Source organism: Cellulomonas sp. EB106-03-03-XG116 (assembly GCF_058792015.1).
Genome location: NZ_JBYTEP010000028.1, coordinates 13,801 through 35,483, shown reverse-complemented (window position 1 = coordinate 35,483; position 21,683 = coordinate 13,801). Strand labels below are relative to the sequence as shown.

The following is a 21,683-nucleotide window of genomic DNA, read 5'->3' as shown; positions in this document are numbered from 1 at the left end:
GCCCGAGCATGATCGACGACCGGTCGTCTGGGGGCACGGCCGGCCGCGAGACCCCGGAGGTCCCGCACCCCCAGCACGTGGGGGTGCGGGACCTCCGGGTCGAGCGGCTCGACCTCGCGGCGCGGCTGTCCGGCCCGGACAGCGACGGCGCCGCGCGCCGGCAGGCGGTCTCGGACCTCGTGCTCCGGCGCCTCGCCGAGCAGTGGGACGCGGCCACCGAGGGCCGGGAGACGCCGGGCATCGGGCTCGGGGCGGTCGGCAGCGTGGGCCGCGGCGACGCGAGCCCGGGCAGCGACCTCGACCTGCTGCTGGTGCACGACGGCCGGGGGCACTCGGCCGAGGAGCTCGCGGGGCTCGCGGACCGGCTCTGGTACCCGATCTGGGACGCGGGGCTGGACCTCGACCACTCGGTGCGGTCGCTGGCGCAGTGCCGGCAGGTCGCGTCGAAGGACCTGCCGGCCGCGGTCGGGCTGCTCGACCTGCGCCCCGTCGCGGGCGACCCCGGCATCATCCACCGCGCCCGGTCCGCCCTGCTCGCCGACTGGCGGTCCGCCGCCCGGCGCCGCCTGCCCGAGCTGCTGGCGTCCACCCGGCAGCGCGCGGAGCGGCACGGCGAGCTCGCGTACCTGATCGAGCCCGACCTCAAGGAGGCCCGCGGCGGCATCCGGGACGCCGTCGTGCTGTCCGCGCTCGCCGCCACCTGGCTCACCGACCGTCCGCACGGCGCCGTCGACCGCGCGCACGCGCACCTGCTCGACGTCCGCGACGCGGTGCAGACCGTCAGCCGGCGGCACACGAACCGGCTGCTGCTCGCCGACCAGGACGAGGTCGCCGAGCTGCTGGGCGTCGGCGACCGCGACGACCTGCTCGCGGGCCTGGCCGAGGCCGGCCGCGTCGTCTCGTACGCGCTGGACAGCACCGCCCGGAACGCGCGGCAGGCGCTGGCCCGCCCGGCGCGCAGGCCCGTGCTGGTCCGCGGCCGCCGCACGGCGCCGCGGCTGCGCACCGTCGGGGAGGGGCTCGTCGAGCACGACGGCGAGCTGGTGCTCGCCGCCGACGCCCAGCCGGCGGCCGACCCGCTGCTGTCCCTGCGCGCCGCCGCGACCGCGGCCCGCACCGGGCTGACGCTGTCGCCCATCACCGTCACGAGCCTGGAGCGCACGCCCCCGCTGCCGGAGCCGTGGCCGAAGGCCGCGCGGACGCTGCTGGTGCAGCTGCTCGCCACCGGGCCCGCGCAGGTGCCGGTCTGGGAGGCGCTCGACCTCGCCGGCGTGGTCACCACCTGGATCCCCGAATGGGCCGGCGTGCGGAACCGCCCCCAGCGCTCGCCCATCCACCGGCACACGGTCGACCGGCACCTGGTCGAGGCCGCCGCGCGGGCCGCCGGGCTCCGCCGCACCGTCGACCGGCCGGAGGTCCTGCTGGTCGCCGCGCTGCTGCACGACATCGGCAAGCGGGCGGGGGCGGGGGACCACTCGGTCGAGGGCGCCCGGCTCGCGGGTCCGGTCGTCGCCCGGATGGGGTTCGCGCCCGGCGACGCGGCGGACGTCGCGCGGCTCGTCCGGGAGCACCTGACGCTGTCCGAGCTCGCCACGGGCTCCGACCCGGACGACCCCGCGACGGTCGACGCCCTGCTGGCGGCCGTCGACCACCGCGCCGACCTGCTCGCGCTGCTGCGGGCGCTCACCGAGGCCGACGCGTCGTCTGCCGGGCCCACCGCGTGGACAGCGTGGCGCGCCCAGCTCGTCGACGACCTCGTGGCGCGGGCGACGGCCCGGCTGGCGGGTACCCTGGGACGTCCCTGACCGCCGAGAGAGCGTGAGGATCGCGCGGTGTTCGCCACCCTGTCCGACCGACTGACGTCGACCTTCAAGAACCTGCGCTCCAAGGGGCGGCTGTCCGAGGCGGACATCGACGCCACCGTGCGCGAGATCCGCCGCGCCCTGCTGGACGCCGACGTCGCCGTGCCCGTGGTGCGCCAGTTCACGGGTGCCGTGCGGGAGCGCGCGCTCTCCGCCGAGGTCTCCGGCGCGCTGAACCCGGCGCAGCAGGTCGTCAAGATTGTCAACGACGAGCTGGTGTCGATCCTCGGCGGCCAGAACCGGCCGCTGCACCTCGCGAAGAACCCGCCGAGCGTCATCCTGCTCGCGGGCCTCCAGGGCGCCGGCAAGACCACGCTCGCCGGCAAGCTCGCGCTGCACCTGAAGTCGCAGGGCCACACCCCGCTGCTCGTGGCCGCCGACCTGCAGCGCCCCAACGCCGTCACCCAGCTCCAGGTCGTCGGCGAGCGCGCCGGCGTGCCGGTGTTCGCGCCGCACCCGGGCAACCAGGGCTCCGAGCTCGACGTCGTCGCCGGCGCCGACCCGGTCGCCGTCGCCCGCGAGGGCCTCGCCACCGCGCAGGCCCGCCAGCACGACGTCCTCATCGTCGACACCGCCGGCCGCCTCGGCGTGGACGCCGAGCTCATGCGGCAGGCCGCGGACATCCGCGACGCGGTGGACCCGGACGAGATCCTGTTCGTCATCGACGCGATGATCGGCCAGGACGCCGTCGCGACCGCCACGGCCTTCCAGGAGGGCGTCGGCTTCACCGGCGTCGTGCTGTCGAAGCTCGACGGCGACGCCCGCGGCGGCGCCGCCCTGTCGGTCGCGTCCGTGACCGGCCGGCCGATCCTGTTCGCGTCGACCGGCGAGAAGCTCACCGACTTCGAGGTGTTCCACCCCGACCGGATGGCGTCCCGCATCCTCGACATGGGTGACGTGCTCACCCTCATCGAGCAGGCGGAGAAGGCGTTCGACGCCGAGCAGGCCGAGGAGATGGCGGGCAAGCTCGCCTCCGGCCAGGGCTTCACGCTCGCGGACTTCCTGCAGCAGATGCAGCAGCTCAAGAACATGGGCTCGATGAAGAAGATGCTCGGCATGCTCCCCGGCATGGGGCAGATGCGCGACGCCATCGAGAACTTCGACGAGCGCGAGGTCGACCGGGTCGAGGCGATCATCCGGTCGATGACCCCCGGCGAGCGGGACAACCCGAAGATCATCAACGGCTCCCGCCGGGCCCGCATCGCGCGCGGCTCGGGCGTCGAGGTCTCCGACGTCAACGGCCTGCTGGAGCGGTTCGCCGCGGCCCAGAAGATGATGCAGCAGATGGCCAAGGGCGGCGGCATGCCCATCCCCGGCATGGGCAACCTGCCGGGCACGGGCAAGAAGGGCCGCGGCCGCGTCGCCCCGTCCAAGAAGGCCAAGGGCAAGTCCGGCAACCCGGCCAAGCGCGCGCAGCAGGAGAAGGCCGCCGCCGACCGCGCCGCGGGCATCGCCCCGGCGGCCGCGCCGGCCGCGAAGGGCTCGGCGTTCGGCATCGGCGGCGGCGCCCCGCAGCAGCAGCCGGACCAGTTCGACCCGTCGAGCATCGAGGACCTGCAGAAGTTCCTCGGCCGCTGACGGCCGCGGGCCCGGATCGCGCGAGGGGGCGTGGATGGGGGACGTGCTGCACCTGACCGGCCCGGTCGTCCTGGACGACGACCGGGTCGTGGGTGAGGCCTGGGTCGTGGGCGGGCGGCTGACGTTCGACCGGCCCGGCGGCGACGCCACCCGGGTCGACGGCTGGGTCGTGCCCGGCCTGGTCGACGTGCACTGCCACATCGGGCTCGCCGCGGAGGGCGCCGTCGACCGCGCGACCGCGGAGGCGCAGGCCGTCGCCGACCGGGACTCCGGTGTGCTGCTGGTGCGGGACGCGGGCTCGCCCGCCGACACCCGGTGGGTGCACGCCCGCGAGGACCTGCCCCGGCTGATCCGCGCGGGTCGGCACCTCGCGCTGCCGAAGCGGTACGTGCGGCACTACGGGCGGGAGCTCGCGTCCGCCGACGCGCTGCCGGGCGCCGTGGCCGAGGAGGCTGCCCGCGGCGACGGCTGGGTGAAGCTCGTCGCGGACTGGATCGACCGGGACCTCGGGGCCGACGGCGACCTGCGGCCGCTGTGGCCGGACGACGTGCTGGCGTCCGCGGTGCGGGTCGCGCACGACGCGGGGGCCCGGGTCACGGCGCACACCTTCTCCAGCGAGGCGCTGGACGGGCTGCTCGACGCGGGCGTCGACTGCCTCGAGCACGCGACCGGCGCGGAGGACCGGCACATCGCGCGGATCGCCGCCGCGGGGATCCCGGTGACGGCCACGCTGCTGCAGGTGGCGCAGTTCGGGGAGATCGCCGGGCGCGCCGAGAAGTACCCGGTGTACGCGGCCCGGATGCGCCGCATGTACGCGCGCCGGTACGCCCACGTCCGCGACCTGCACGACGCCGGGGTGCCGATCCTGGTCGGGACCGACGCCGGGGGCACGATCGGGCACGGGCGGATCGCGGACGAGGCGGCGGAGCTGGTCGCGGCGGGGCTGCCGGCGCGCGAGGTCGTCGCCGCGGCGTCGTGGCGGACCCGGGCGTGGCTCGGGGTGCCGGGGCTCGCCGAGGGTCAGAGCGCGGACCTCGTGGTGTACGACGTGGACCCGCGTGCGGACGTCCGGGTGCTCGCGGCGCCGCGGGCCGTGGTGCTGCGCGGGGCGCGGGTGGCGTAGGGCGGTCGGCGCGGGCGCGGGGACCCGGTAGGGCACCGGAGGGGCCCGCGGCCCGCACCGGTCGCGGCTCAGGCGGGCGCGTCGCCCTGCGCCACCTGCAGCACCTGGGTCCGTGCGTGCGCCGAGGGGTCGTCCGTGATCGGCCGCCCGTCGAGCCAGCACCGGACGGCGTGCGCCAGCTCGTCGGGGTGGCTGTAGTTCATCGCGTGCGCCGCGCCCAGGATGACCACGACCGTGAGGCGGTCCGGCCCGAGGTGCGCGAGCTCCCGCACCCGGTGGGGCGGCGGCATCAGCGGGTCGCGCGACCCGACCACCGCGAGCGTCGGCACCGGCGTGCGCAGCAGTCGCACCAGGGAGGGGAACCGCACCATCTGCCGGAACGCCGTTAGCGCGGGCACCGCGCCGTAGTGCGCGTAGTCCGGCAGGGAGTACCGGCCCATCCGGACGTCCTCCCGCACCGAGTCCCGGAGCAGCTGGACCACCGCGCGCGCCAGCGGCTGGTTGTGCGCTCCGCCGGCGGGGGAGGCGAGCACGATCCCCGCGACCCGGTCCGGCGCCCGGTGCGCGGCCTCCAGGCTCACTGGCCCGCCCATCGAGTTGCCGACGAGCACCACCCGGTCCAGGCCCAGCGCGTCGAGGGTGCCGAGCAGGGCGTCCGCGAGGTGCGGGATGGACAGCGGCGGCTTCGGCCCCGGGCTCGCGCCGTGGCCGGGCAGGTCGGGGACGTACGTCGTGCCGCGGTCCGCCAGCGCGGCGGCGGTCGGCAGCAGGTACCGGCCCGACACCGCGAACCCGTGCACGTGCACTAGGGGCGTGGGCCCCGGGACCTCCGGGCCGACCCGCACCGTGACGGGGCGCCCGGCGACCTCCACCTCGCGCGTCTCCCAGTCCACGGCGGCCATGCCGCGATCGTGGCAGCGCGCGGCCGACGGCGACGCACCCGGCGAGGGTGACCCGCGGGCCGCGGGCCTCACGCTCGGGCAGCCGGGTCCCGTTCCCCTCCCGATCCTCGCCAGCCTGCCCGATCCGGCGGGTGGTTCCGTGAGAATCCGTGGGGGTCGCGGGGCGGGGAGCCGCGTGACCCGGGGCACGCGCGCGCAGGGTCGCCCGCACCGGCGCCGGTCTGGCACAATGGCCTGCTGTACTCGGCGCGCGCGGCCCCTCTACCCGCTCGATGCCGTGTCCTCCAGGCCGGACCGGACCGCATGCCCCACGTGCGAACCGCGACGGCCGCCTCGCAGACATCCAGGAGAAGACCACACCGTGGCCACCAAGATCCGCCTCAAGCGTCTCGGCAAGATCCGGGCGCCGTACTACCGCGTCGTCGTCGCGGACTCCCGCACCAAGCGTGACGGTCGCGTCATCGAGGAGATCGGCAAGTACCACCCGACCGAGGAGCCGTCGCTCATCGACATCTCCTCGGAGCGCGCGCAGTACTGGCTGTCCGTCGGCGCCCAGCCGACCGAGCAGGTCCTCGCCCTCCTCAAGGTCACCGGCGACTGGCAGAAGTTCAAGGGCCTCCCGGGCGCCGAGGGCACCCTGCGCACCAAGGCCGCCGCGGCCGACGTGAAGGCCGCGGTCGACGCCGTCGCCGCGGACGCCGAGAAGGCCAAGGCCAAGGCGTCCGAGAAGAAGGCGGCCGCCGCCGAGGCCCCGGCCGCCGACGAGGCGCCGGCCGAGGACGAGCAGGCCTGATGCTCGCCGACGCGCTGGAGCACCTGGTCCGGGGCATCGTCGACCACCCGGACGACGTGCGGGTCGACGCCCGCACGCTCCGCCGCGGCGACCTGCTCGAGGTCCGGGTGCACCCGGACGACCTCGGGCGGGTCATCGGCCGCGGCGGCCGGACCGCCCGCGCGCTGCGCACCGTCGTCGGCGCGCTGTCGTCCGAGGGTCCGGTCCGCGTGGACGTCGTGGACGTCGCCCGGCGGTGAGCCGCGCACCCGGTCGGCCTCGCGCCGGCCGGTGAGACACCGGCACAGGCCCGGTCCCTCGCAGGGGCCGGGCCTGCGTCGTGCCTGCACCCGTACGCTGGTCCGGCCCGGAGCCGGACCCCCCGAGAGGAACCCCATGCTGCTGACGGTCGCCCGGATCGGCCGCGCGCACGGCCTGCGCGGCGAGGTCGCGCTCGACGTGCGCACCGACGACCCCGCGGCACGCCTCGCGGCCGGCGCCGTGCTCGCGACCGAGCCCGCCGACCGCGGCCCGCTGACGGTCGCGCGCACCCGCGAGCAGCAGGGGCGCTGGTACGTCACGTTCGCGGAGGCCCCCGACCGCACCTCGGCCGAGTCCCTGCGGGGAGTCGACCTGGTCGTGGAGGTCGCGGACGACGCGAGCACCGCCGACGACGACGAGGACGCCTGGTACCCGCACGAGCTCGCCGGGCTGCGCGCCGAGCACGTCGACGGCCGGCCGCTCGGCGAGGTCGTCGGGCTGGAGCACCTGCCGGCGCAGGACGCCCTGGTGCTGCGGGAGCCCGACGGCACCCGCACGCTCGTGCCCTTCGTGCGCGCGATCGTGCCGGTGGTGGACGTCCCCGGCGGTCGGGTCGTGCTGGACCCGCCCGGCGGGCTGCTGGCGTCGGACGCGGCGAACCTCGTCGTGAGCGACGAGACGCGCGGCGACGCGGCGGGGGACGACGACTGACGTGCGCATCGACATCGTCTCGATCTTCCCCGACTACCTGAGCCCGCTCGGCCTGTCGCTGGTGGGCAAGGCCCGCACCAGCGGCCTCGTCGACCTGCGGGTGCACGACCTGCGCGACTGGACGACCGACCGGCACCGCACCGTCGACGACACCCCGTTCGGCGGCGGCGCCGGCATGGTGATGAAGCCCGACGTCTGGGGCGCGGCCCTGGACGAGCTGGTCGTCGAGGGCAGCCACCTGCTGCTGCCGACCCCGTCCGGCGCCCCGCTCACCCAGCGGCACGCGGAGGAGTGGGCCGCCGACGGGCACCTCGTCATCGCCTGCGGGCGGTACGAGGGCATCGACGCCCGCGTCGCGGCGCACTACGCGTCCCGGCCGGGCGTACGGGTCAGCGAGTACTCCATCGGCGACTACGTGCTCAACGGCGGCGAGGTCGCGGCCATGGTGCTCGTCGAGGCGGTCGTCCGGCTGCTGCCCGGCGTCGTCGGCAACCCGCACTCGCTCGTGGAGGAGTCGCACGGCGCCGCAGGGCTGCTCGAGTACCCCGTGTACACGAAGCCGCCGGCCTGGCGGGACCTCGACGTCCCCGACGTGCTGCTGTCCGGGCACCACGGCCGGGTCGAGCGCTGGCGCCGGGACCAGGCGCTGACCCGCACCGCCGAGCGGCGGCCGGACCTGCTCGCGCGGCTCGCGCCGGGAGACCTCGACAAGGCCGACCGCGCGGTGCTGGCCGACCTCGGGTGGGCCGTGGGGGACGACGGACCGGTGCCGCCGGGGGAGTAGCGGTCCCGGTTTCGACCCCGGCCCCCCGGCTGTGGCACACTTGTCGGTCGGTGCCCGACGGCCCCGCCTCTGCCACAGGGGAGGCGACCACGGCCCGCCGAGCGATCGGCCGCGCACCGCACCTCATGCCATCCGGCGCCCCGGCGCCGACGACGACGCGCGTGACCTGTGGCACGGCGGGAAAGCGACACACGATGTCCCACATCCTCGACTCGATCGACGCGGCTTCGCTCCGCACCGACATCCCGGACTTCCGCCCCGGCGACACGCTGAAGGTGAACGTCAAGGTCGTCGAGGGCAACCGCTCTCGCGTCCAGGTCTTCCAGGGCGTCGTGATCGCCCGCCAGGGCGACGGCGTCCGCGAGACCTTCACGGTCCGCAAGGTCTCGTTCGGCGTCGGCGTCGAGCGCACCTTCCCGGTGCACTCCCCGACCCTGGAGTCCGTCGAGGTCGCCACCCGCGGTGACGTCCGTCGCGCGAAGCTGTACTACCTGCGCAACCTCCGCGGCAAGAAGGCCAAGATCAAGGAGAAGCGCGACGCGGTCCCGGCCAAGCAGGCCTGAGACCCCCCGCGGCACGCCGACGGGCGGTCACCCCTCACGGGGGGTGGCCGCCCGTCGGCCGTGCCGGGGAGGTTCGGTGCGCACCGGCGCGTGGGTGTGGGCGGCGGTCCGACGACGTGGGAGAGTGATCCGGTGACGGACCAGCACGCAGCACCTGCCGGCCACGAGGCGGCTGGCAGGTCCGAGGAGCGACGGCGCGGACCCGTCACCTCCTTCCTGCGGGAGACCGCGATCATCCTCGTCAGCGCGATCGTGCTGTCGTGGCTGGTCAAGACCTTCCTCGCGCAGGCCTTCTTCATCCCGAGCGCGTCGATGCACGACACGCTGCTCGAGGGCGACCGCGTCCTCGTGAGCAAGCTCGCCCCGGGGCCGCTCGACGTCCACCGGGGCGACATCGTGGTGTTCTCGGACCCCGGCGGCTGGCTCGACCAGCAGACGGTGCCGGAGACCAACGTCGTCCAGGACGCGCTCATCGCCATCGGCCTCATGCCGCAGCAGTCCGAGGACCACCTCATCAAGCGCGTCATCGGCCTGCCCGGGGACCGGGTCGCCTCCGCCGGCGACGGGTCCCCGCTCACCGTGAACGGCGAGCCGGTCGACGAGACCGAGTACCTCGCGCCCGGCGCCAGCCCGAGCCAGATCGCGTTCGACGTGGTCGTGCCGTCCGGGTCCGTCTGGGTCATGGGCGACAACCGGTCGTCGTCCGCCGACTCGCGCTACCACCTCGGCGACCCCGGCGGCGGCTCCGTGCCGATCGCCGACGTCGTCGGCACCGCCTTCGTGAAGCTGTGGCCCGTCGACCGGATCGGGCTGCTGCGCAACCCGGGCGACGTGTTCGCCGACGTCCCGGACCCGTCGTGACCGCCGCCGGACGCGCGCGGACCGCCTGGAACCGGGCCGCGCCGACGCTCCGGGTGGAGCGCCAGATCATCCGGGACGGCGTCCCGGCCCTCGCGTGCGCCGACGAGGTCGGCCGCGGCAGCCTCAGCGGTCCCGTGACCGTCGGCGTCGTCGTGGTGACCGCCGAGAGCCGCGCCGTGCCGCAGGGCGTCCGGGACAGCAAGCTGCTGAGCGCCGCCGAGCGCGAGCGGCTCGCCCCGCTCATCCGCCGCTGGGCCGCCTGCTGGTCGGTCGGGCACGCGGAGCCCGCCGAGATCGACGCGTACGGGATCATCGCCGCCCTGCGCCTCGCCGCGCACCGCGCCATCGCCGGTCTCGAGACCGCGCCGGGCGCCCTCCTGCTCGACGGCAACCACGACTACGTGACCACCCCGGCGCAGGACGCGCTGATCGGCCCGCCGGCGGTGCTCGACGTCGTCCCGCCCGTGCGGACCTTCGTCAAGGCCGACCTGCGGTGCGCCGCCGTCGCCGCCGCGAGCATCCTCGCCAAGACCGAGCGCGACGCGATCATGACCCGGCTGCACGACGACCACCCCGAGTACGGGTGGGCCGAGAACAAGGGGTACTCCGCGCCCGAGCACCTGGCGGCGCTGCGCCGGCTCGGGCCCACGCCGCACCACCGGACGTCCTGGCGGCTGCCGGGCGTCGAGGCGGGCGCGACCGCGGCCGGGGTCGGCGCGGGCGTGCCGGGGGTCGGCGCGGGTGTGCGGGGCGACGGCGCGCTGGACGACGCGCTGCTGGCGGGCGAGCCGCTCACGCTCGACGTCGCGGGCTGACGTCGCGGTCCGGCGGGGCGGCTGGTGCGGGCCGATGTGCCCGGATGGGGGATGATGGGTCGGTGAGCGCCGAGGACCTGGAGAACTACGAGACCGAGATGGAGCTCGCGCTGTACCGCGAGTACCGCGATGCCGTCGGCCTCTTCTCGTACGTCGTCGAGACCGAGCGCCGGTTCTACCTGGCGAACCACGTGGACCTGCAGGTCCGCTCCGCCGCGGGCGAGGTCTACTTCGAGCTGACGCTCGCCGACGCGTGGGTGTGGGACGTCTACCGGTCCGCGCGGTTCGTGAAGTCCGTGCGCGTGGTGACGTTCAAGGACGTCAACGTCGAGGAGCTGGTCAAGGCCGACCTGGACCTCGGCTCGGGCGGTGGCTTCGGGCGGTAGCCCGTTCGTCCGGGCGGGCGCCGGGCGGCGTCGCGTCCCGTTCGCGGGGCGGGCGCCGAGTCCTCCACAGGCCGGACTGCGCGTGTCGTCCCCAGCACCGCGAGGGCGGGGCGGCGGGCCGCCTGCCCTCCCCGGCAGCCTCGGTGCCGGAGGTGGTGCCGATGCGCACGCGGAACGAGACCGGCCGGCTGGGTGAGGACCTGGCGGCGCGGCTCCTGGAGAACGAGGGCTGGACGGTCCTCGACCGGAACTGGTTCGGGCCGGGCGGCGAGCTCGACCTCGTCGCCCTCGACCCCGACGAGGACGCCGTCGTCGGCGTCGAGGTGAAGACGCGCCGGACGCGGACCTACGGCACGCCGCACGAGGCCGTGACCCCGCGCAAGCTGCAACGGCTGCGCGCGCTGCTGGCGGCCTGGCTCGCGGAGCACGACGTGCACGCCGCCTCGGTCCGGCTCGACCTCGTGGCCGTCGAGCTGCGCGACGGCCACCCGCCGCGCGCCGAGCACCTCGCGGGGATCGGCTGATGGCGCTCGGGCGCACCCGGGCCGTCGGGCTGGTCGGCCTCACCGGCCACCTCGTCGAGGTCGAGGCGCACCTCGCGCCGTCGCTGCCCGCCTTCGCGCTCGTCGGCCTGCCGGACGCCTCGCTCGCCGAGGCGCGGGACCGCGTGCGGGCGGCCGTCGGGTCGACCGGCCTCACCTGGCCGAACCGCCGCATCACCGTCAACCTCTCGCCCGCCGCCCTGCCCAAGTCGGGGCCGGGGTTCGACCTCGCGGTCGCCGTCGCCGTGCTCGCGGCCGCCGAGCTCCTGGAGGCCCGGCGGGCCGCGGGCGTGGTGCACCTCGGCGAGCTCGGCCTGGACGGGCGGCTCCGACCGGTGCGGGGCGTCCTGCCGGCCGTGGCCGCCGCCGTCGCCGCCGGGCACCCCGACGTCGTCGTCCCCGAGGCGGACGCGCCCGAGGCCGCCCTGGTGCCGGGTGCGCGCGTCGTCGCCTGCCGGAGCCTCGCGGAGGTGGTCCGGCGGCACGGCGGGGCGGTCGACGTCCCGGACGTCGCGGCCGTGCCGCCGGTGCGGGTCGGCGGCGCGCACCGCGCCCCGGTCGGCGACCTCGCGGACGTGCTCGGGCAGGGCGCGGCGCGTGCGGCCGTCGAGGTCGCCGCGGCGGGCGGGCACCACCTGCTGCTCGTGGGGCCGCCCGGGGCGGGCAAGACCATGCTCGCGTCCCGGCTCCCCGGCCTGCTGCCCGACCTGGACGAGGCCGAGGCGGTCGAGGTCACGGCCGTGCACTCGGTGGCCGGCACCTTCGACCCCGACGGCGGCCTGCTGCACCGGCCGCCCTTCGAGGACCCGCACCACACCGCGACGCCCGCCAGCATCGTCGGCGGCGGCTCGGGGATGCCGCGGCCGGGCGCGGCGTCCCGGGCGCACCGCGGCGTGCTCTTCCTCGACGAGGCCCCGGAGTTCCCGACCGCCGTCCTGCAGACCCTGCGGCAGCCGCTCGAGCACGGCGAGGTCGTCGTGCACCGGGCCGCCGGGGCTGCCCGGTACCCCGCGCGGTTCCAGCTCGTCCTCGCGGCCAACCCCTGCCCGTGCGGGCGGGCCGTCGGCACAGGGCTCGCGTGCACCTGCCGCTCGCTCGAGCGGCGCCGGTACTTCGGCAAGATCTCCGGCCCGCTGCTCGACCGGGTCGACGTCCAGGTCGAGGTCCCCGCCGTCCGGCGGGCCGAGCTCGGCGAGCCCGCCGAGAGCACCGCCACCGTCGCCGCGCGCGTCGCCGCCGCCCGGAGCGCCCAGGCCGAGCGGTGGACGGGGACGCCGTGGCGCCTCAACGGCGACGTGCCGGGGCAGGTCCTCCGCGACCGGCTCGGGCCGGGCCGCGCGCTGCTCGGCCTCGTGGACCAGGGGATCGACCGCGGGACGCTGACCCTCCGCGGCGCCGACCGGGTGCTGCGGCTGGCGTGGACCGTCGCGGACCTGGCGGGACGCGCGGCCCCCGCGGCCGACGACGTCGGGCGGGCCGTCGCGCTGCGCACCCGGGGGCAGGGCGCGTGACCGCGGGGGAGGGCGCGTGAGCGCGGCGGAGGGCCGGAGCGCCGAGCGGGGTGGCGAGGTGTGGGCGCGGGCCGCGTGGAGCATCGTCGCCGAGCCCGGCGACACCACGGCGGGCGCGGTCGTGGCAGCCCTGGGGGCGCCCGCGGCGCTCGCCTGGGCGCTGTGGGCGGTGACGGCGACCCCGGCGGACGCCGTGCGCCGGCTGCGCGACCTGGCGCGCGCCGACGCGGGCGTGAGCGAGGGTGCCGGCGACGCCGCCGCCTGGCCGGTGGGCACGCACCGGGTGCTCGCGCGGGCGGTGCCCCGGTGGGCTCCGCGGCTGGCGGACCTGGACCCGCGACCGGCGCTCGACGAGCTCGCGGCGCGCGGCGGCGCCCTCCTGGTCCCCGGCGACCCGGGCTGGCCGCGCGCCCTGGACGACCTCGGGCCTGCGGCGCCGCTCTGCCTCTGGTTGCGCGGGGATCCGGACCTCGCGGGGTCGGCGGCGCGGTCGGTGGCCGTCGTCGGAGCGCGGGCGGCCACGGCGTACGGCGAGCGCGTCGCGGGCGACCTCGGGGCGGGGCTGGCCGACCGGGGCGTCACCGTCGTCTCGGGAGGGGCGTTCGGTGTCGACGTGGCCGCGCACCGCGGCGCCCTGGCGGTCGGCGGGCGGACCGTCGCGCTCCTCGCGGGCGGCGTCGACCGCCCGTCGCCGGCGGGCAACCTCGCCGTGCTGGAGCGGATGGTCGAGGCCGGCGGCGCCCTCGTCGCGGAGAGCCCACCCGGCACACCGCCGAGCCGCGCCCGCTTCCTCCAGCGCAACCGGGTCATCGCGGCCCTGACCCGGGCGACGGTGGTCGTCGAGGCCGCGTGGCGCAGCGGGGCGCTCAGCACCGCCGCCCGAGCAGGCGAGCTCCTGCGTCCCGTCGGGGCCGTACCCGGCCCCGTCACCTCGATGGCGTCGGCCGGGTGCCACCGGCTCCTGCGGGACGGGGCGGCCGTCTGCGTGACGGACGCGGCGGAGGTCGTCGAGCTGCTCGACCCGCCGGACGCGGACGCGGACGCCGGGTCGGACCGGCCCTCGTCATCGGCGTCGGCCGGGGCGCCGCCGTCCGGGGCGCCGCGGCCGCAGGGGGTCGCCGACCGGGCGGACAGCCCGGCGGCCCGCACCCTGGACGCGCTGGACCGCCGGCGGGCGCGCACCGTGTCCGAGATCGCCCGGCGAGCGGGCCTCTCCGAGGGCGAGGTCGTCGCGGCGCTCGGACTGCTGGAGCTCGCCGGGGACGCGTCGACGGAGGCGGGGCGGTGGCGCAGGGCAGGCGAGCCGTCACGCCGTGGCGCGTTCGGTTGATCGGTGGGGAGAGCGGCGGCGTCGCGGCGGCGGTGCCGGAGGCGGGGCGGTGTCGCAGGACCGGCGAGCCGTCACGCCGTGGCGCGCCCGGCCGACGGGTGGGCGTCGCGGCGCCGGGGGTCCTCCCGGCTGCGGCGCCTCCGGCTGCGGTGCCTCGGCGTGTCGTGGCGTCCGTGCGTCGGGAATTCCCCGCTCGACCCCTCAGTCAAAACCACATATCCGGTCGGTGATGGCATCCGGCGACCGGGCGTCCCGTCCCGTCCCGGCCGCACCGTGGTTCACCCGTGCGGCCCCTCGTCAACCGGCCCCGGCTGCGCTCCACCGGTTTCGCGCACGGGAAAACGCATTCACCCGCCCGGCGCACATCCCGCGCCCTCCCGACGTGTCCGACAGGTGGACGCAGACGCCCTGGAACCGCTGCCGAACGGTAGGAAATTGCGCCGTGGAATCGGACATTTGACCGTGATTCGTACAGGGGTGGGTGAAACGCGCCACAGACCGCTTGTCGCCCGGAGGTGTGACAGGTGACCGTAGTCCCGTGCACACGGGGGCTGCAGCGGGACCGGGCCGGGGGGCGACCCCGGTGACCGACGCGTTCGCGCTCCACCTGCGCACCCAGCGGGGCCTCTCCGAGAACACCGTGCGGGCCTACCTGGGCGACCTGGAGCACCTCACGGGGTACGCGCGCCGCCACGGCGTGGCCGACCTCCTCGGCGTCGACCTCACGGTCCTGCGCGGCTGGCTCGCCTCGATGGCGACCGCCGAGCGCAGCCGGGCGACGCTGGCCCGGCGCGGCGCCGCCGCGCGCACGTTCTTCGCCTGGGCGGCGCGCACCGGCCGCGTCGCGCAGGACCCGGCGCTCCGCCTCGCGAGCGCCCGCCCGGCCTCGCACCTGCCGACCGTGCTCGACCAGGGCGCGGCCGCCGCGCTGCTCGACACCGCCCGGGTCCGCGCGGACGACGGCGACCCGGTGCACCTGCGGGACTGGGCGGCGCTCGAGCTGCTCTACGCGACCGGCGCGCGCGTCGGCGAGCTGTGCGCCGCGGACGTGGACGACCTGGACCTGGCGACCCGCACCATCCGGCTCACCGGCAAGGGCGACAAGCAGCGCGTCGTCCCGGTCGGGGAGCTGGCGGTCGAGGCGGTGGAGGCCTGGCTGGGCCGCGGCCGCCCGGCGCTCGCCACGGAGACCTCCGGGCCGGCGCTCCTGCTCGGTCGGCGCGGCGCCCGCGCCGACCAGCGTCAGCTGCGTCGTGCGGTGCACGACGTGTCGGCCGCGGCCGGTGTCAGCGACGTGGCCCCCCACGCGCTCCGGCACTCGGCCGCGACGCACCTGCTGGAGGGCGGCTCCGACCTCCGCAGCGTGCAGGAGGTGCTGGGGCACGCCAGCCTCGCCACCACCCAGCGCTACACCCACGTGACCGCGGACCGCCTCCGCGCGTCCTTCGAGCAGGCCCACCCCCGCGCATGACGTCCGAGATGGAGACGCCCATGTCAGTTCCGGCTGAGGACACCCTCCCGCTGGCTGCCTCGTCGCGCCGTGCGCCCGGTGCGCCGGCCGCGCCCCTCGGCGTCATCCCGCGGCAGCAGACGCTGGACGCCGGCGAGCTCGAGCTGGACGCCGCCGGGGCGATCGCCGTCGCCACCGAGGTGACGGAGGCCGACCTCGAGGACGTCGACCTGGAGGCCGTGGTCACGCTCACCGCGGTCGAGGACCCGGAGCTCGACGAGCTCGAGGCGCTCGCGGGCGCGGCGACGGACCCCGTCGCGCTGGACTGGCAGCTCTTCAAGTCCGGCGGCGACCGCCTGGTGCGCGAGCGGCTGATCCTGCACTACGCCCCGCTGGTCACCGCCGTGGCCGGTCGCGTGGGCATGCGCCTGCCGGCGATGGTCGAGCAGGCCGACCTGGTGTCCTACGGCATGTTCGGCCTCATCGACGCGATCGAGAAGTACGAGCCCGGCCGCTCGGTCAAGTTCGAGACCTACGCGAGCGCCCGCATCCGCGGCGCGATCATCGACGAGCTCCGCGCGATGGACTGGATCCCGCGCTCGGTGCGCACGAAGGCCCGCGCCGTGGACCGCGCGTACGCGGAGCTCGAGAGCAGCCTGCACCGGGTCCCGACGGAGTCCGAGGTGGCCGCCCGGCTGCAGATGGACATCCGCGAGCTCCGGGCGCTGTTCACGCAGCTGTCGACGGTGAACGTCGCGGCGCTGGACGAGCTGCTCGGCGCGGGGGAGGACCGCGGGGACCGGCTGTCGCTGCTCGACACCCTCGGCGACGACCGCACGCCCGACCCCGAGAACTCGTTCGAGGCCCAGGAGACGAAGTTCCTGCTGGCGCGCGCGATCGACCAGCTCGGCGAGCGGGAGAAGCTCGTGCTGGTCCTCTACTACTACGAGGGCATGACGCTCGCCGAGATCGGCCGCGTCCTCGGCGTGACGGAGTCGCGCATCTCGCAGATGCACACCGCCGCCATGCTGCGCCTGCGCGCGCGGCTGACGGAGGCCGACCGCGGCTGACCCGCCGCGGGCGAGCAGGACCACCGGCCCGCCCCGGAGCAGCAGCATCGGGTCGAGGTAGACGTCGCCGTCGCGCACGCCCCAGTGCAGGCAGGCCGGTTCGCAGTGGCTGCGGTCGGCGGTGACGGTCCCGACGACCGACCCCGCCGCGACCCGGTCGCCCACCGCGACGGCGGCGGCGACCGGCTCGACGGAGCTGCGCAGGCCGTCGTCGTGCCGGACGGTCAGCACGGGCCGGTCCACGACGACGCCGGCGAACGTCACCGCCCCGGCGCGCGGGGCCAGCACGGGTGTCCCGACGGGGGCGTCCAGGTCGACGCCGCGGTGGCCCGCGGCCCACGGCACGGCCGGGCCGTCGAACGGCTCGACGACCGCGACCGGCTCGACCGGCGGCCGCCACGCGTCGGCTGCGGGGGCGACGACCGCCCGCGGCGGGGCGGGACCGAGCACGACGCGGGCGAGCGGCAGCGGCACCGCGACGAGTGCGAGCAGCACGACGGCGGCGAGGACGCGGCGGGGGAGCGGGACGACGGGCACGGTCCGAGCGTCCGGGAGCCGGCGTCCCGCCGGCGGGCCCGCGGCGGCCGACCTGGGGACGCCACGCGGCCGCGACCCTGTGGAGGACTCGGCGCCGGCTCCCGGCCCGCCCCCCGTCCCGCCCCCGGACCCGCGCCGCGTCCGACGTCGTGCACGTCACGTCGCCGCCGGCCGGCGCCGGTCCGGGCCCTGGTGCCCGTCCGGTAGACTCCTTCCTGCGACCGGTGCGTGCCGGTCGACATCGCGCGTCATCACCGACGCACACACCCCCACCGCCCCGGCGGGAGAGGTGCGTGCGGAGGGCCGGCGCCGGCAGCGGTCCGGGACCCCGAGGGGACCCGGTGTCGGCAAGGGCGTGGCGCCAGGGGTGCGTCCCGACCGGGAGGCGCCGACAACCGGACGAGCGGGTGCGCCGAGGCGGGCCCGCGATCACTGTGCGCGCCCCCGACGCGGGCGTGCGGAAGGACCACCATGGCCGTCGTGACCATGCGCCAGCTGCTCGAGAGCGGTGTCCACTTCGGGCACCAGACCCGCCGCTGGAACCCCAAGATGAAGCGCTTCATCTTCACCGAGCGCAACGGCATCTACATCGTCGACCTGCAGCAGTCGCTGTCCTACATCGACCGCGCGTACGACTTCGTCAAGGAGACGGTCGCCCACGGCGGCACCATCCTGTTCGTCGGCACGAAGAAGCAGGCCCAGGAGCCGGTGGCCGAGCAGGCCGCCCGCGTCGGGATGCCCTACGTCAACCAGCGCTGGCTGGGCGGCATGCTCACCAACTTCCAGACGGTGAACAAGCGCCTGCAGCGCCTCAAGGAGCTCGAGCTCATCGACTTCGACGACGTCGCGGGGAGCGCGTACACGAAGAAGGAGCTCCTCATCATGCGTCGCGAGAAGGACAAGCTCGCGAAGACGCTGGGCGGCATCCGCGACATGACCCGGACCCCGTCCGCGGTCTGGATCGTGGACACCAACAAGGAGCACCTGGCCGTCGACGAGGCGCGCAAGCTCGGCATCCCGATCGTCGCGATCCTCGACACCAACTGCGACCCGGACGTCGTCGACTACCCGATCCCGGGCAACGACGACGCGATCCGCGCCGTGCAGCTGCTGACCCGCGTGATCGCGGACGCGGCCGCCGAGGGCACGCTGCAGCGCCACTCGGGCCGCCAGGGTGGCGCCGAGGCCGCGTCGGCCGAGTCCGAGCCGCTGGCCGAGTGGGAGCGCGAGCTCCTGGCCGGTGCCGAGGAGTCGCTGGCCGCCACGCAGGCGACCGCCGACGAGGCCCCCGCGGGCGAGCCGACCCCGGCCGAGGGTGCTGCCACCCCGGGTCAGGACGCTGCTCCGGCCGTCGAGGCCGCTGCCGAGGCCGCCGCCACGGAGACCGCCGCCGCCGAGTCCGAGGGCGACGCCGAGTCCAAGTGACCCGGCTCGCCGATCGCACGTACTGACGAGTTAGGACGGAACAGATGGCCAACTACTCCATGGCCGACATCAAGGCGCTCCGCGAGAAGACCGGCGCGGGCATGATGGACGTCAAGAAGGCGCTCGAGGAGGCGGAGGGCGACGCCGACAAGGCGCTCGAGATCATCCGCGTCAAGGGCCTGAAGGGCGTCTCCAAGCGCGAGGGCCGCTCGGCCTCCGACGGCCTGGTCGCGGCCGAGGTCGTCACCGCCGGTGACGGCGAGGACGAGGTCGGCGTGATCGTCGAGGTGAACTCGGAGACGGACTTCGTCGCCAAGAACGCCACGTTCATCACCCTGTCGGAGAAGGTGCTCGCCACGGCGGTCGCCTCCGGCGCCCGGGACGCCGACGCGCTGCTCTCCGCGGACGTCGACGGCAAGTCGCTGCAGGAGGTCGTCGACGAGACGGCCGCCGTGCTCGGCGAGAAGGTCGTCGTGCGCCGCGTGGCCCGCGTCGCCGGCGAGAAGGTCTCGGTCTACCTGCACAAGGTGAACAAGGACCTCCCCCCGCAGGTCGGCGTGCTCGTCGCGACCGACGCCAAGGGCGCCGAGGTGGCCCGCGACATCGCGACGCACATCGCCGCGTTCTCGCCGGCCTACCTGACCCGCGACGAGGTCCCGGCCGAGACGGTCGAGAACGAGCGCCGCATCGCCGAGGAGACCGCCCGCAACGAGGGCAAGCCCGAGGCCGCGCTGCCGAAGATCGTCGAGGGCCGCCTGACGGGCTACTTCAAGGACGTCGTCCTCCTGGACCAGCCGTTCGCGAAGGACTCGAAGAAGTCGGTCGCCCAGGTGCTCGCCGAGGTCGGCGGCACCGTGACCGGCTTCGTGCGGTTCCGCGTCGGCGCCTGACGACGCCACACCCGGTGGCCCCGGCCCTGATGGGCCGGGGCCACCGGCGCGAGATCCCCGCAGCACCCCGCCGACACCCTGGAGGTACCCCATGACCGAGACCGATCCGCGGCGGGTGCTGCTGAAGCTGTCGGGCGAGGCGTTCGGGGGCGGGTCGATCGGCCTGGACGCCGGCGTCGTGCGCCGGGTGGCCGCCGAGATCGCGGCCGCGGTCGCCGACGGGGTGCAGGTCGCCATCGTCTGCGGCGGCGGCAACTTCTTCCGCGGGGCCGAGCTGGCCCAGAACGGCCTGGACCGGGCCCGCGCGGACTACATGGGCATGCTGGGCACGGTCATGAACTGCCTGGCGCTGCAGGACTTCCTGGAGCAGGCCGGCGTGGACACGCGCGTGCAGACCGCCATCACGATGGGCCAGGTCGCCGAGCCGTACATCCCGCTGCGCGCCATCCGGCACATGGAGAAGGGCCGCGTCGTGATCTTCGGCGCCGGCGCCGGCATGCCGTACTTCTCGACCGACACCGTCTGCGTGCAGCGCGCCCTCGAGACGCACTGCGACGAGGTGCTCATGGGCAAGAACGGCGTCGACGGCGTCTACACCGCCGACCCGCGCACGGACCCCACGGCGACGAAGCTCGACCACCTGACCTACACCGAGGCGATCGTGCAGGAGCTCGGCGTCATGGACTCGACGGCCCTGTCGATGTGCCGCGACAACGGTGTGCGCATGCGGGTCTTCGGGCTGGAGGAGCCGGGCAACGTCACCCGGGTGCTCCGGGGTGAGAAGATCGGGACGCTGGTCACCGAGGACTGACCGCGTCGTCGCCGGCGCCCCGACCGGCAGCACGCCACCAGCACGACCATGACTGAAGGAGCAACCGTGATCGACGAGATCCTCCTCGAGGCCGAGGAGAAGATGGACAAGGCCGTCGAGGTCGCCAAGGAGGACTTCGCCGCGATCCGCACGGGTCGTGCCAACGCGGCGATGTTCAACAAGATCACGGTCGACTACTACGGCAGCCCGACGCCGCTGCAGCAGCTGGCGTCGTTCAACGTCACCGAGGCGCGCACGATCCTCATCTCCCCGTTCGACAAGTCGTCGATGCAGGGGATCGAGAAGGCGCTGCGCGACTCGGACCTGGGTGTGAACCCGACCAACGACGGCAACGTGATCCGCGTGACCCTGCCGGCGCTGACCACCGAGCGCCGCAAGGAGTTCGTGAAGCTGGCGAAGACCAAGGCCGAGGACGCGCGCATCTCGGTGCGCAACGTCCGCCGCCGCGCCAAGGACGAGCTGGACCGCCTGGTCAAGGACGGCGAGGCCGGCGAGGACGAGGTCGTGCGCGCGGAGAAGGAGCTGGAGTCCGTCACCAAGAGGCACGTCGACCTGGTCGACCAGCTCCTCTCCTCCAAGGAGAGCGAGCTGCTCGAGGTCTGATGTCGTCCCACCCCGCCGTCGCCCCGGCGCCCGGCACCTCGCGTGCCGGGCGCGACCTGCCCGTCGCCGTCGCCGTCGGCCTCGGGCTCCTGGTCCTCGTCGCGGCGTCGCTGTTCATCCGCCGGGAGGCGTTCGGCCTCATCGCGGTCGCCGCGGTGGGCGCCGGCCTCTGGGAGCTCGCGCAGGCGTTCGCCCGGCGCGGCGTGCACATCCCCGTGCTGCCGCTGCTCGTCGGCGACGTCGGCATCCTCGTCTCCGCGTACGTCGCGGGGATGGAGGCCCTGTTCGTCGCGTTCGTGCTGACCGTCGGGGGCATCGTCGTCTGGCGGGTGCTCGACGGCAGCGGCCCGCGGGCGGTGCGGGACGCGACGTCGGGCGTGTTCGCGGCGGCGTACCTGCCGCTCATGGCCGGCTTCGTCATGCTGATGCTGGCGGCCGAGGACGGCGCGATGCGGGTGGCGCTGTTCATCCTGCTCTGCGTCGCGAACGACACCGGCGGCTACGTCGTCGGCGTGCTGATCGGCCGGCACCCGCTGGCGCCGTCGGTCAGCCCCAAGAAGACCTGGGAGGGCCTGCTCGGCTCGGTCGTGCTGGCCTCGGTGGTCGGCGTCCTGGGCGTGCACCTCATGTTCGACGGGGACCCCGCCGTGGGCGCGCTGCTGGGCGTCGCCACGGTCGTGGTCGCGACGCTGGGCGACCTGGGGGAGTCGCTCATCAAGCGCGACCTCGAGCTCAAGGACATGGGCACCCTGCTGCCGGGCCACGGCGGCATCCTGGACCGGATCGACTCGATGCTGCTGGCCGCCCCCGTGGTCTACCTGCTGCTCGAGGCGCTCCAGCCCGTCGCCGGCGCCTGACGCCGCACGGCCGGGACC

The 21,683-nt window shown here is 75.8% G+C and carries 22 protein-coding genes and 1 pseudogene; 21 read left to right on the top strand and 2 right to left on the bottom strand.

The features are described from left to right. The first annotated feature begins 8 nt into the window (after positions 1 to 8). From AC3WUG_RS11825 to AC3WUG_RS11815, 3 genes are read left to right on the top strand one after another with little or no spacing between them, the layout of a single operon-like run. Complete coding sequence (locus tag AC3WUG_RS11825) at positions 9 to 1,805, top strand: [protein-PII] uridylyltransferase (protein WP_492327828.1); 1,797 nt, start codon at positions 9 to 11, stop codon at positions 1,803 to 1,805. A 27-nt stretch (positions 1,806 to 1,832) separates the two neighbouring features. Continuing rightward, entirely contained in the window at positions 1,833 to 3,440 is a 1,608-nt protein-coding gene (gene ffh, locus AC3WUG_RS11820; RefSeq protein ID WP_492327827.1) for a signal recognition particle protein, read from the top strand. A gap of 34 nt (positions 3,441 to 3,474) precedes the next feature. Further along, complete coding sequence (locus AC3WUG_RS11815) at positions 3,475 to 4,563, top strand: amidohydrolase family protein (RefSeq protein ID WP_492327826.1); 1,089 nt, start codon at positions 3,475 to 3,477, stop codon at positions 4,561 to 4,563. 68 nt (positions 4,564 to 4,631) lie between these two features. Here the strand turns inward: AC3WUG_RS11815 and AC3WUG_RS11810 are convergent, their stop codons facing one another. Next, a complete protein-coding gene (locus AC3WUG_RS11810) occupies positions 4,632 to 5,465 on the bottom strand; it encodes an alpha/beta fold hydrolase (RefSeq protein ID WP_492327825.1) in 834 nt (277 codons plus the stop codon). Positions 5,466 to 5,826: 361 nt separating this feature from the next. On the opposite strand from AC3WUG_RS11810, the gene rpsP reads away from it, so the two are divergent. From rpsP to whiG, 13 genes are all read left to right on the top strand, one after another. After that, positions 5,827 to 6,258: a 30S ribosomal protein S16 gene (gene rpsP, locus AC3WUG_RS11805; protein WP_324844864.1), complete on the top strand. Its 432-nt coding sequence runs from the start codon at positions 5,827 to 5,829 to the stop codon at positions 6,256 to 6,258. Continuing rightward, positions 6,258 to 6,497 (top strand): RNA-binding protein, encoded by a 240-nt coding sequence (locus AC3WUG_RS11800; protein WP_147793876.1) that lies wholly within the window; start codon positions 6,258 to 6,260, stop codon positions 6,495 to 6,497. Before rpsP ends, AC3WUG_RS11800 begins: the two co-directional genes overlap by 1 nt. A gap of 136 nt (positions 6,498 to 6,633) precedes the next feature. After that, positions 6,634 to 7,209, top strand: coding sequence for a ribosome maturation factor RimM (rimM, locus tag AC3WUG_RS11795; RefSeq protein WP_492327824.1), 576 nt, complete (start codon positions 6,634 to 6,636; stop codon positions 7,207 to 7,209). Between the two features lies 1 nt (position 7,210). Next, complete coding sequence (gene trmD / locus AC3WUG_RS11790; RefSeq protein WP_492327823.1) at positions 7,211 to 7,993, top strand: tRNA (guanosine(37)-N1)-methyltransferase TrmD; 783 nt, start codon at positions 7,211 to 7,213, stop codon at positions 7,991 to 7,993. A gap of 194 nt (positions 7,994 to 8,187) precedes the next feature. Next, on the top strand, positions 8,188 to 8,556 hold the full coding sequence (gene rplS, locus AC3WUG_RS11785; protein ID WP_492327822.1) for a 50S ribosomal protein L19: 369 nt from the start codon (positions 8,188 to 8,190) through the stop codon (positions 8,554 to 8,556). A 132-nt stretch (positions 8,557 to 8,688) separates the two neighbouring features. Further along, positions 8,689 to 9,417: a signal peptidase I gene (lepB, locus tag AC3WUG_RS11780; RefSeq protein ID WP_492327821.1), complete on the top strand. Its 729-nt coding sequence runs from the start codon at positions 8,689 to 8,691 to the stop codon at positions 9,415 to 9,417. Beyond that, complete coding sequence (gene rnhB, locus AC3WUG_RS11775; protein WP_492327820.1) at positions 9,414 to 10,232, top strand: ribonuclease HII; 819 nt, start codon at positions 9,414 to 9,416, stop codon at positions 10,230 to 10,232. The genes lepB and rnhB overlap by 4 nt, the downstream gene beginning before the upstream one ends. 62 nt (positions 10,233 to 10,294) lie before the next feature. After that, entirely contained in the window at positions 10,295 to 10,618 is a 324-nt protein-coding gene (locus AC3WUG_RS11770) for a DUF2469 domain-containing protein (RefSeq protein WP_147793871.1), read from the top strand. Positions 10,619 to 10,779: 161 nt separating this feature from the next. Continuing rightward, on the top strand, positions 10,780 to 11,142 hold the full coding sequence (locus AC3WUG_RS11765) for a YraN family protein (protein WP_492327819.1): 363 nt from the start codon (positions 10,780 to 10,782) through the stop codon (positions 11,140 to 11,142). Then, a complete protein-coding gene (locus tag AC3WUG_RS11760; RefSeq protein WP_492327818.1) occupies positions 11,142 to 12,671 on the top strand; it encodes a YifB family Mg chelatase-like AAA ATPase in 1,530 nt (509 codons plus the stop codon). Before AC3WUG_RS11765 ends, AC3WUG_RS11760 begins: the two co-directional genes overlap by 1 nt. A gap of 16 nt (positions 12,672 to 12,687) precedes the next feature. After that, a complete protein-coding gene (gene dprA, locus AC3WUG_RS11755; RefSeq protein ID WP_492327817.1) occupies positions 12,688 to 14,001 on the top strand; it encodes a DNA-processing protein DprA in 1,314 nt (437 codons plus the stop codon). Between the two features lie 583 nt (positions 14,002 to 14,584). After that, on the top strand, positions 14,585 to 15,472 hold the full coding sequence (locus AC3WUG_RS11750) for a tyrosine recombinase XerC (RefSeq protein ID WP_492327816.1): 888 nt from the start codon (positions 14,585 to 14,587) through the stop codon (positions 15,470 to 15,472). A 20-nt stretch (positions 15,473 to 15,492) separates the two neighbouring features. After that, a complete protein-coding gene (whiG, locus tag AC3WUG_RS11745; protein WP_492327815.1) occupies positions 15,493 to 16,521 on the top strand; it encodes an RNA polymerase sigma factor WhiG in 1,029 nt (342 codons plus the stop codon). A 60-nt stretch (positions 16,522 to 16,581) separates the two neighbouring features. On the opposite strand, the pseudogene AC3WUG_RS11740 reads toward whiG, so the two are convergent. Then, positions 16,582 to 16,866 (bottom strand): annotated as a pseudogene (locus AC3WUG_RS11740) (M23 family metallopeptidase); the annotation flags it as partial. 663 nt (positions 16,867 to 17,529) lie between these two features. On the opposite strand from AC3WUG_RS11740, the gene rpsB reads away from it, so the two are divergent. The 5 genes from rpsB to AC3WUG_RS11715 all read left to right on the top strand — a co-directional run bounded on the left by rpsB (position 17,530) and on the right by AC3WUG_RS11715 (position 21,665). Continuing rightward, positions 17,530 to 18,483 carry a 30S ribosomal protein S2 gene (gene rpsB, locus AC3WUG_RS11735; protein WP_492327814.1) on the top strand — a complete coding sequence of 318 codons (954 nt, stop codon included), beginning with the start codon at positions 17,530 to 17,532 and terminating at the stop codon, positions 18,481 to 18,483. A 44-nt stretch (positions 18,484 to 18,527) separates the two neighbouring features. Continuing rightward, positions 18,528 to 19,373: a translation elongation factor Ts gene (gene tsf / locus AC3WUG_RS11730; RefSeq protein WP_492327813.1), complete on the top strand. Its 846-nt coding sequence runs from the start codon at positions 18,528 to 18,530 to the stop codon at positions 19,371 to 19,373. Between the two features lie 91 nt (positions 19,374 to 19,464). Further along, positions 19,465 to 20,184, top strand: coding sequence for a UMP kinase (gene pyrH, locus AC3WUG_RS11725; protein ID WP_147793864.1), 720 nt, complete (start codon positions 19,465 to 19,467; stop codon positions 20,182 to 20,184). Positions 20,185 to 20,250: 66 nt separating this feature from the next. After that, complete coding sequence (frr, locus tag AC3WUG_RS11720) at positions 20,251 to 20,808, top strand: ribosome recycling factor (RefSeq protein WP_492327812.1); 558 nt, start codon at positions 20,251 to 20,253, stop codon at positions 20,806 to 20,808. After that, on the top strand, positions 20,808 to 21,665 hold the full coding sequence (locus AC3WUG_RS11715) for a phosphatidate cytidylyltransferase (protein ID WP_218707464.1): 858 nt from the start codon (positions 20,808 to 20,810) through the stop codon (positions 21,663 to 21,665). The genes frr and AC3WUG_RS11715 overlap by 1 nt, the downstream gene beginning before the upstream one ends. Positions 21,666 to 21,683 lie beyond the last annotated feature (18 nt).

Bases quoted from the DNA above. Each gene is read 5' to 3' on its own strand.
- AC3WUG_RS11815 (WP_492327826.1), top strand. From the start codon at position 3,475: ATGGGGGACGTGCTGCACCTGACCGGCCCGGTCGTCCTGGACGACGAC.
- rimM (WP_492327824.1), top strand. From the start codon at position 6,634: ATGCTGCTGACGGTCGCCCGGATCGGCCGCGCGCACGGCCTGCGCGGC.
- AC3WUG_RS11760 (WP_492327818.1), top strand. From the start codon at position 11,142: ATGGCGCTCGGGCGCACCCGGGCCGTCGGGCTGGTCGGCCTCACCGGC.
- AC3WUG_RS11825 (WP_492327828.1), top strand. From the start codon at position 9: ATGATCGACGACCGGTCGTCTGGGGGCACGGCCGGCCGCGAGACCCCG.
- tsf (WP_492327813.1), top strand. From the start codon at position 18,528: ATGGCCAACTACTCCATGGCCGACATCAAGGCGCTCCGCGAGAAGACC.
- AC3WUG_RS11715 (WP_218707464.1), top strand. From the start codon at position 20,808: ATGTCGTCCCACCCCGCCGTCGCCCCGGCGCCCGGCACCTCGCGTGCC.
- AC3WUG_RS11810 (WP_492327825.1), bottom strand. From the start codon at position 5,465: ATGGCCGCCGTGGACTGGGAGACGCGCGAGGTGGAGGTCGCCGGGCGC.
- AC3WUG_RS11765 (WP_492327819.1), top strand. From the start codon at position 10,780: ATGCGCACGCGGAACGAGACCGGCCGGCTGGGTGAGGACCTGGCGGCG.
- AC3WUG_RS11800 (WP_147793876.1), top strand. From the start codon at position 6,258: ATGCTCGCCGACGCGCTGGAGCACCTGGTCCGGGGCATCGTCGACCAC.
- rplS (WP_492327822.1), top strand. From the start codon at position 8,188: ATGTCCCACATCCTCGACTCGATCGACGCGGCTTCGCTCCGCACCGAC.
- pyrH (WP_147793864.1), top strand. From the start codon at position 19,465: ATGACCGAGACCGATCCGCGGCGGGTGCTGCTGAAGCTGTCGGGCGAG.
- rpsB (WP_492327814.1), top strand. From the start codon at position 17,530: ATGGCCGTCGTGACCATGCGCCAGCTGCTCGAGAGCGGTGTCCACTTC.
- whiG (WP_492327815.1), top strand. From the start codon at position 15,493: ATGTCAGTTCCGGCTGAGGACACCCTCCCGCTGGCTGCCTCGTCGCGC.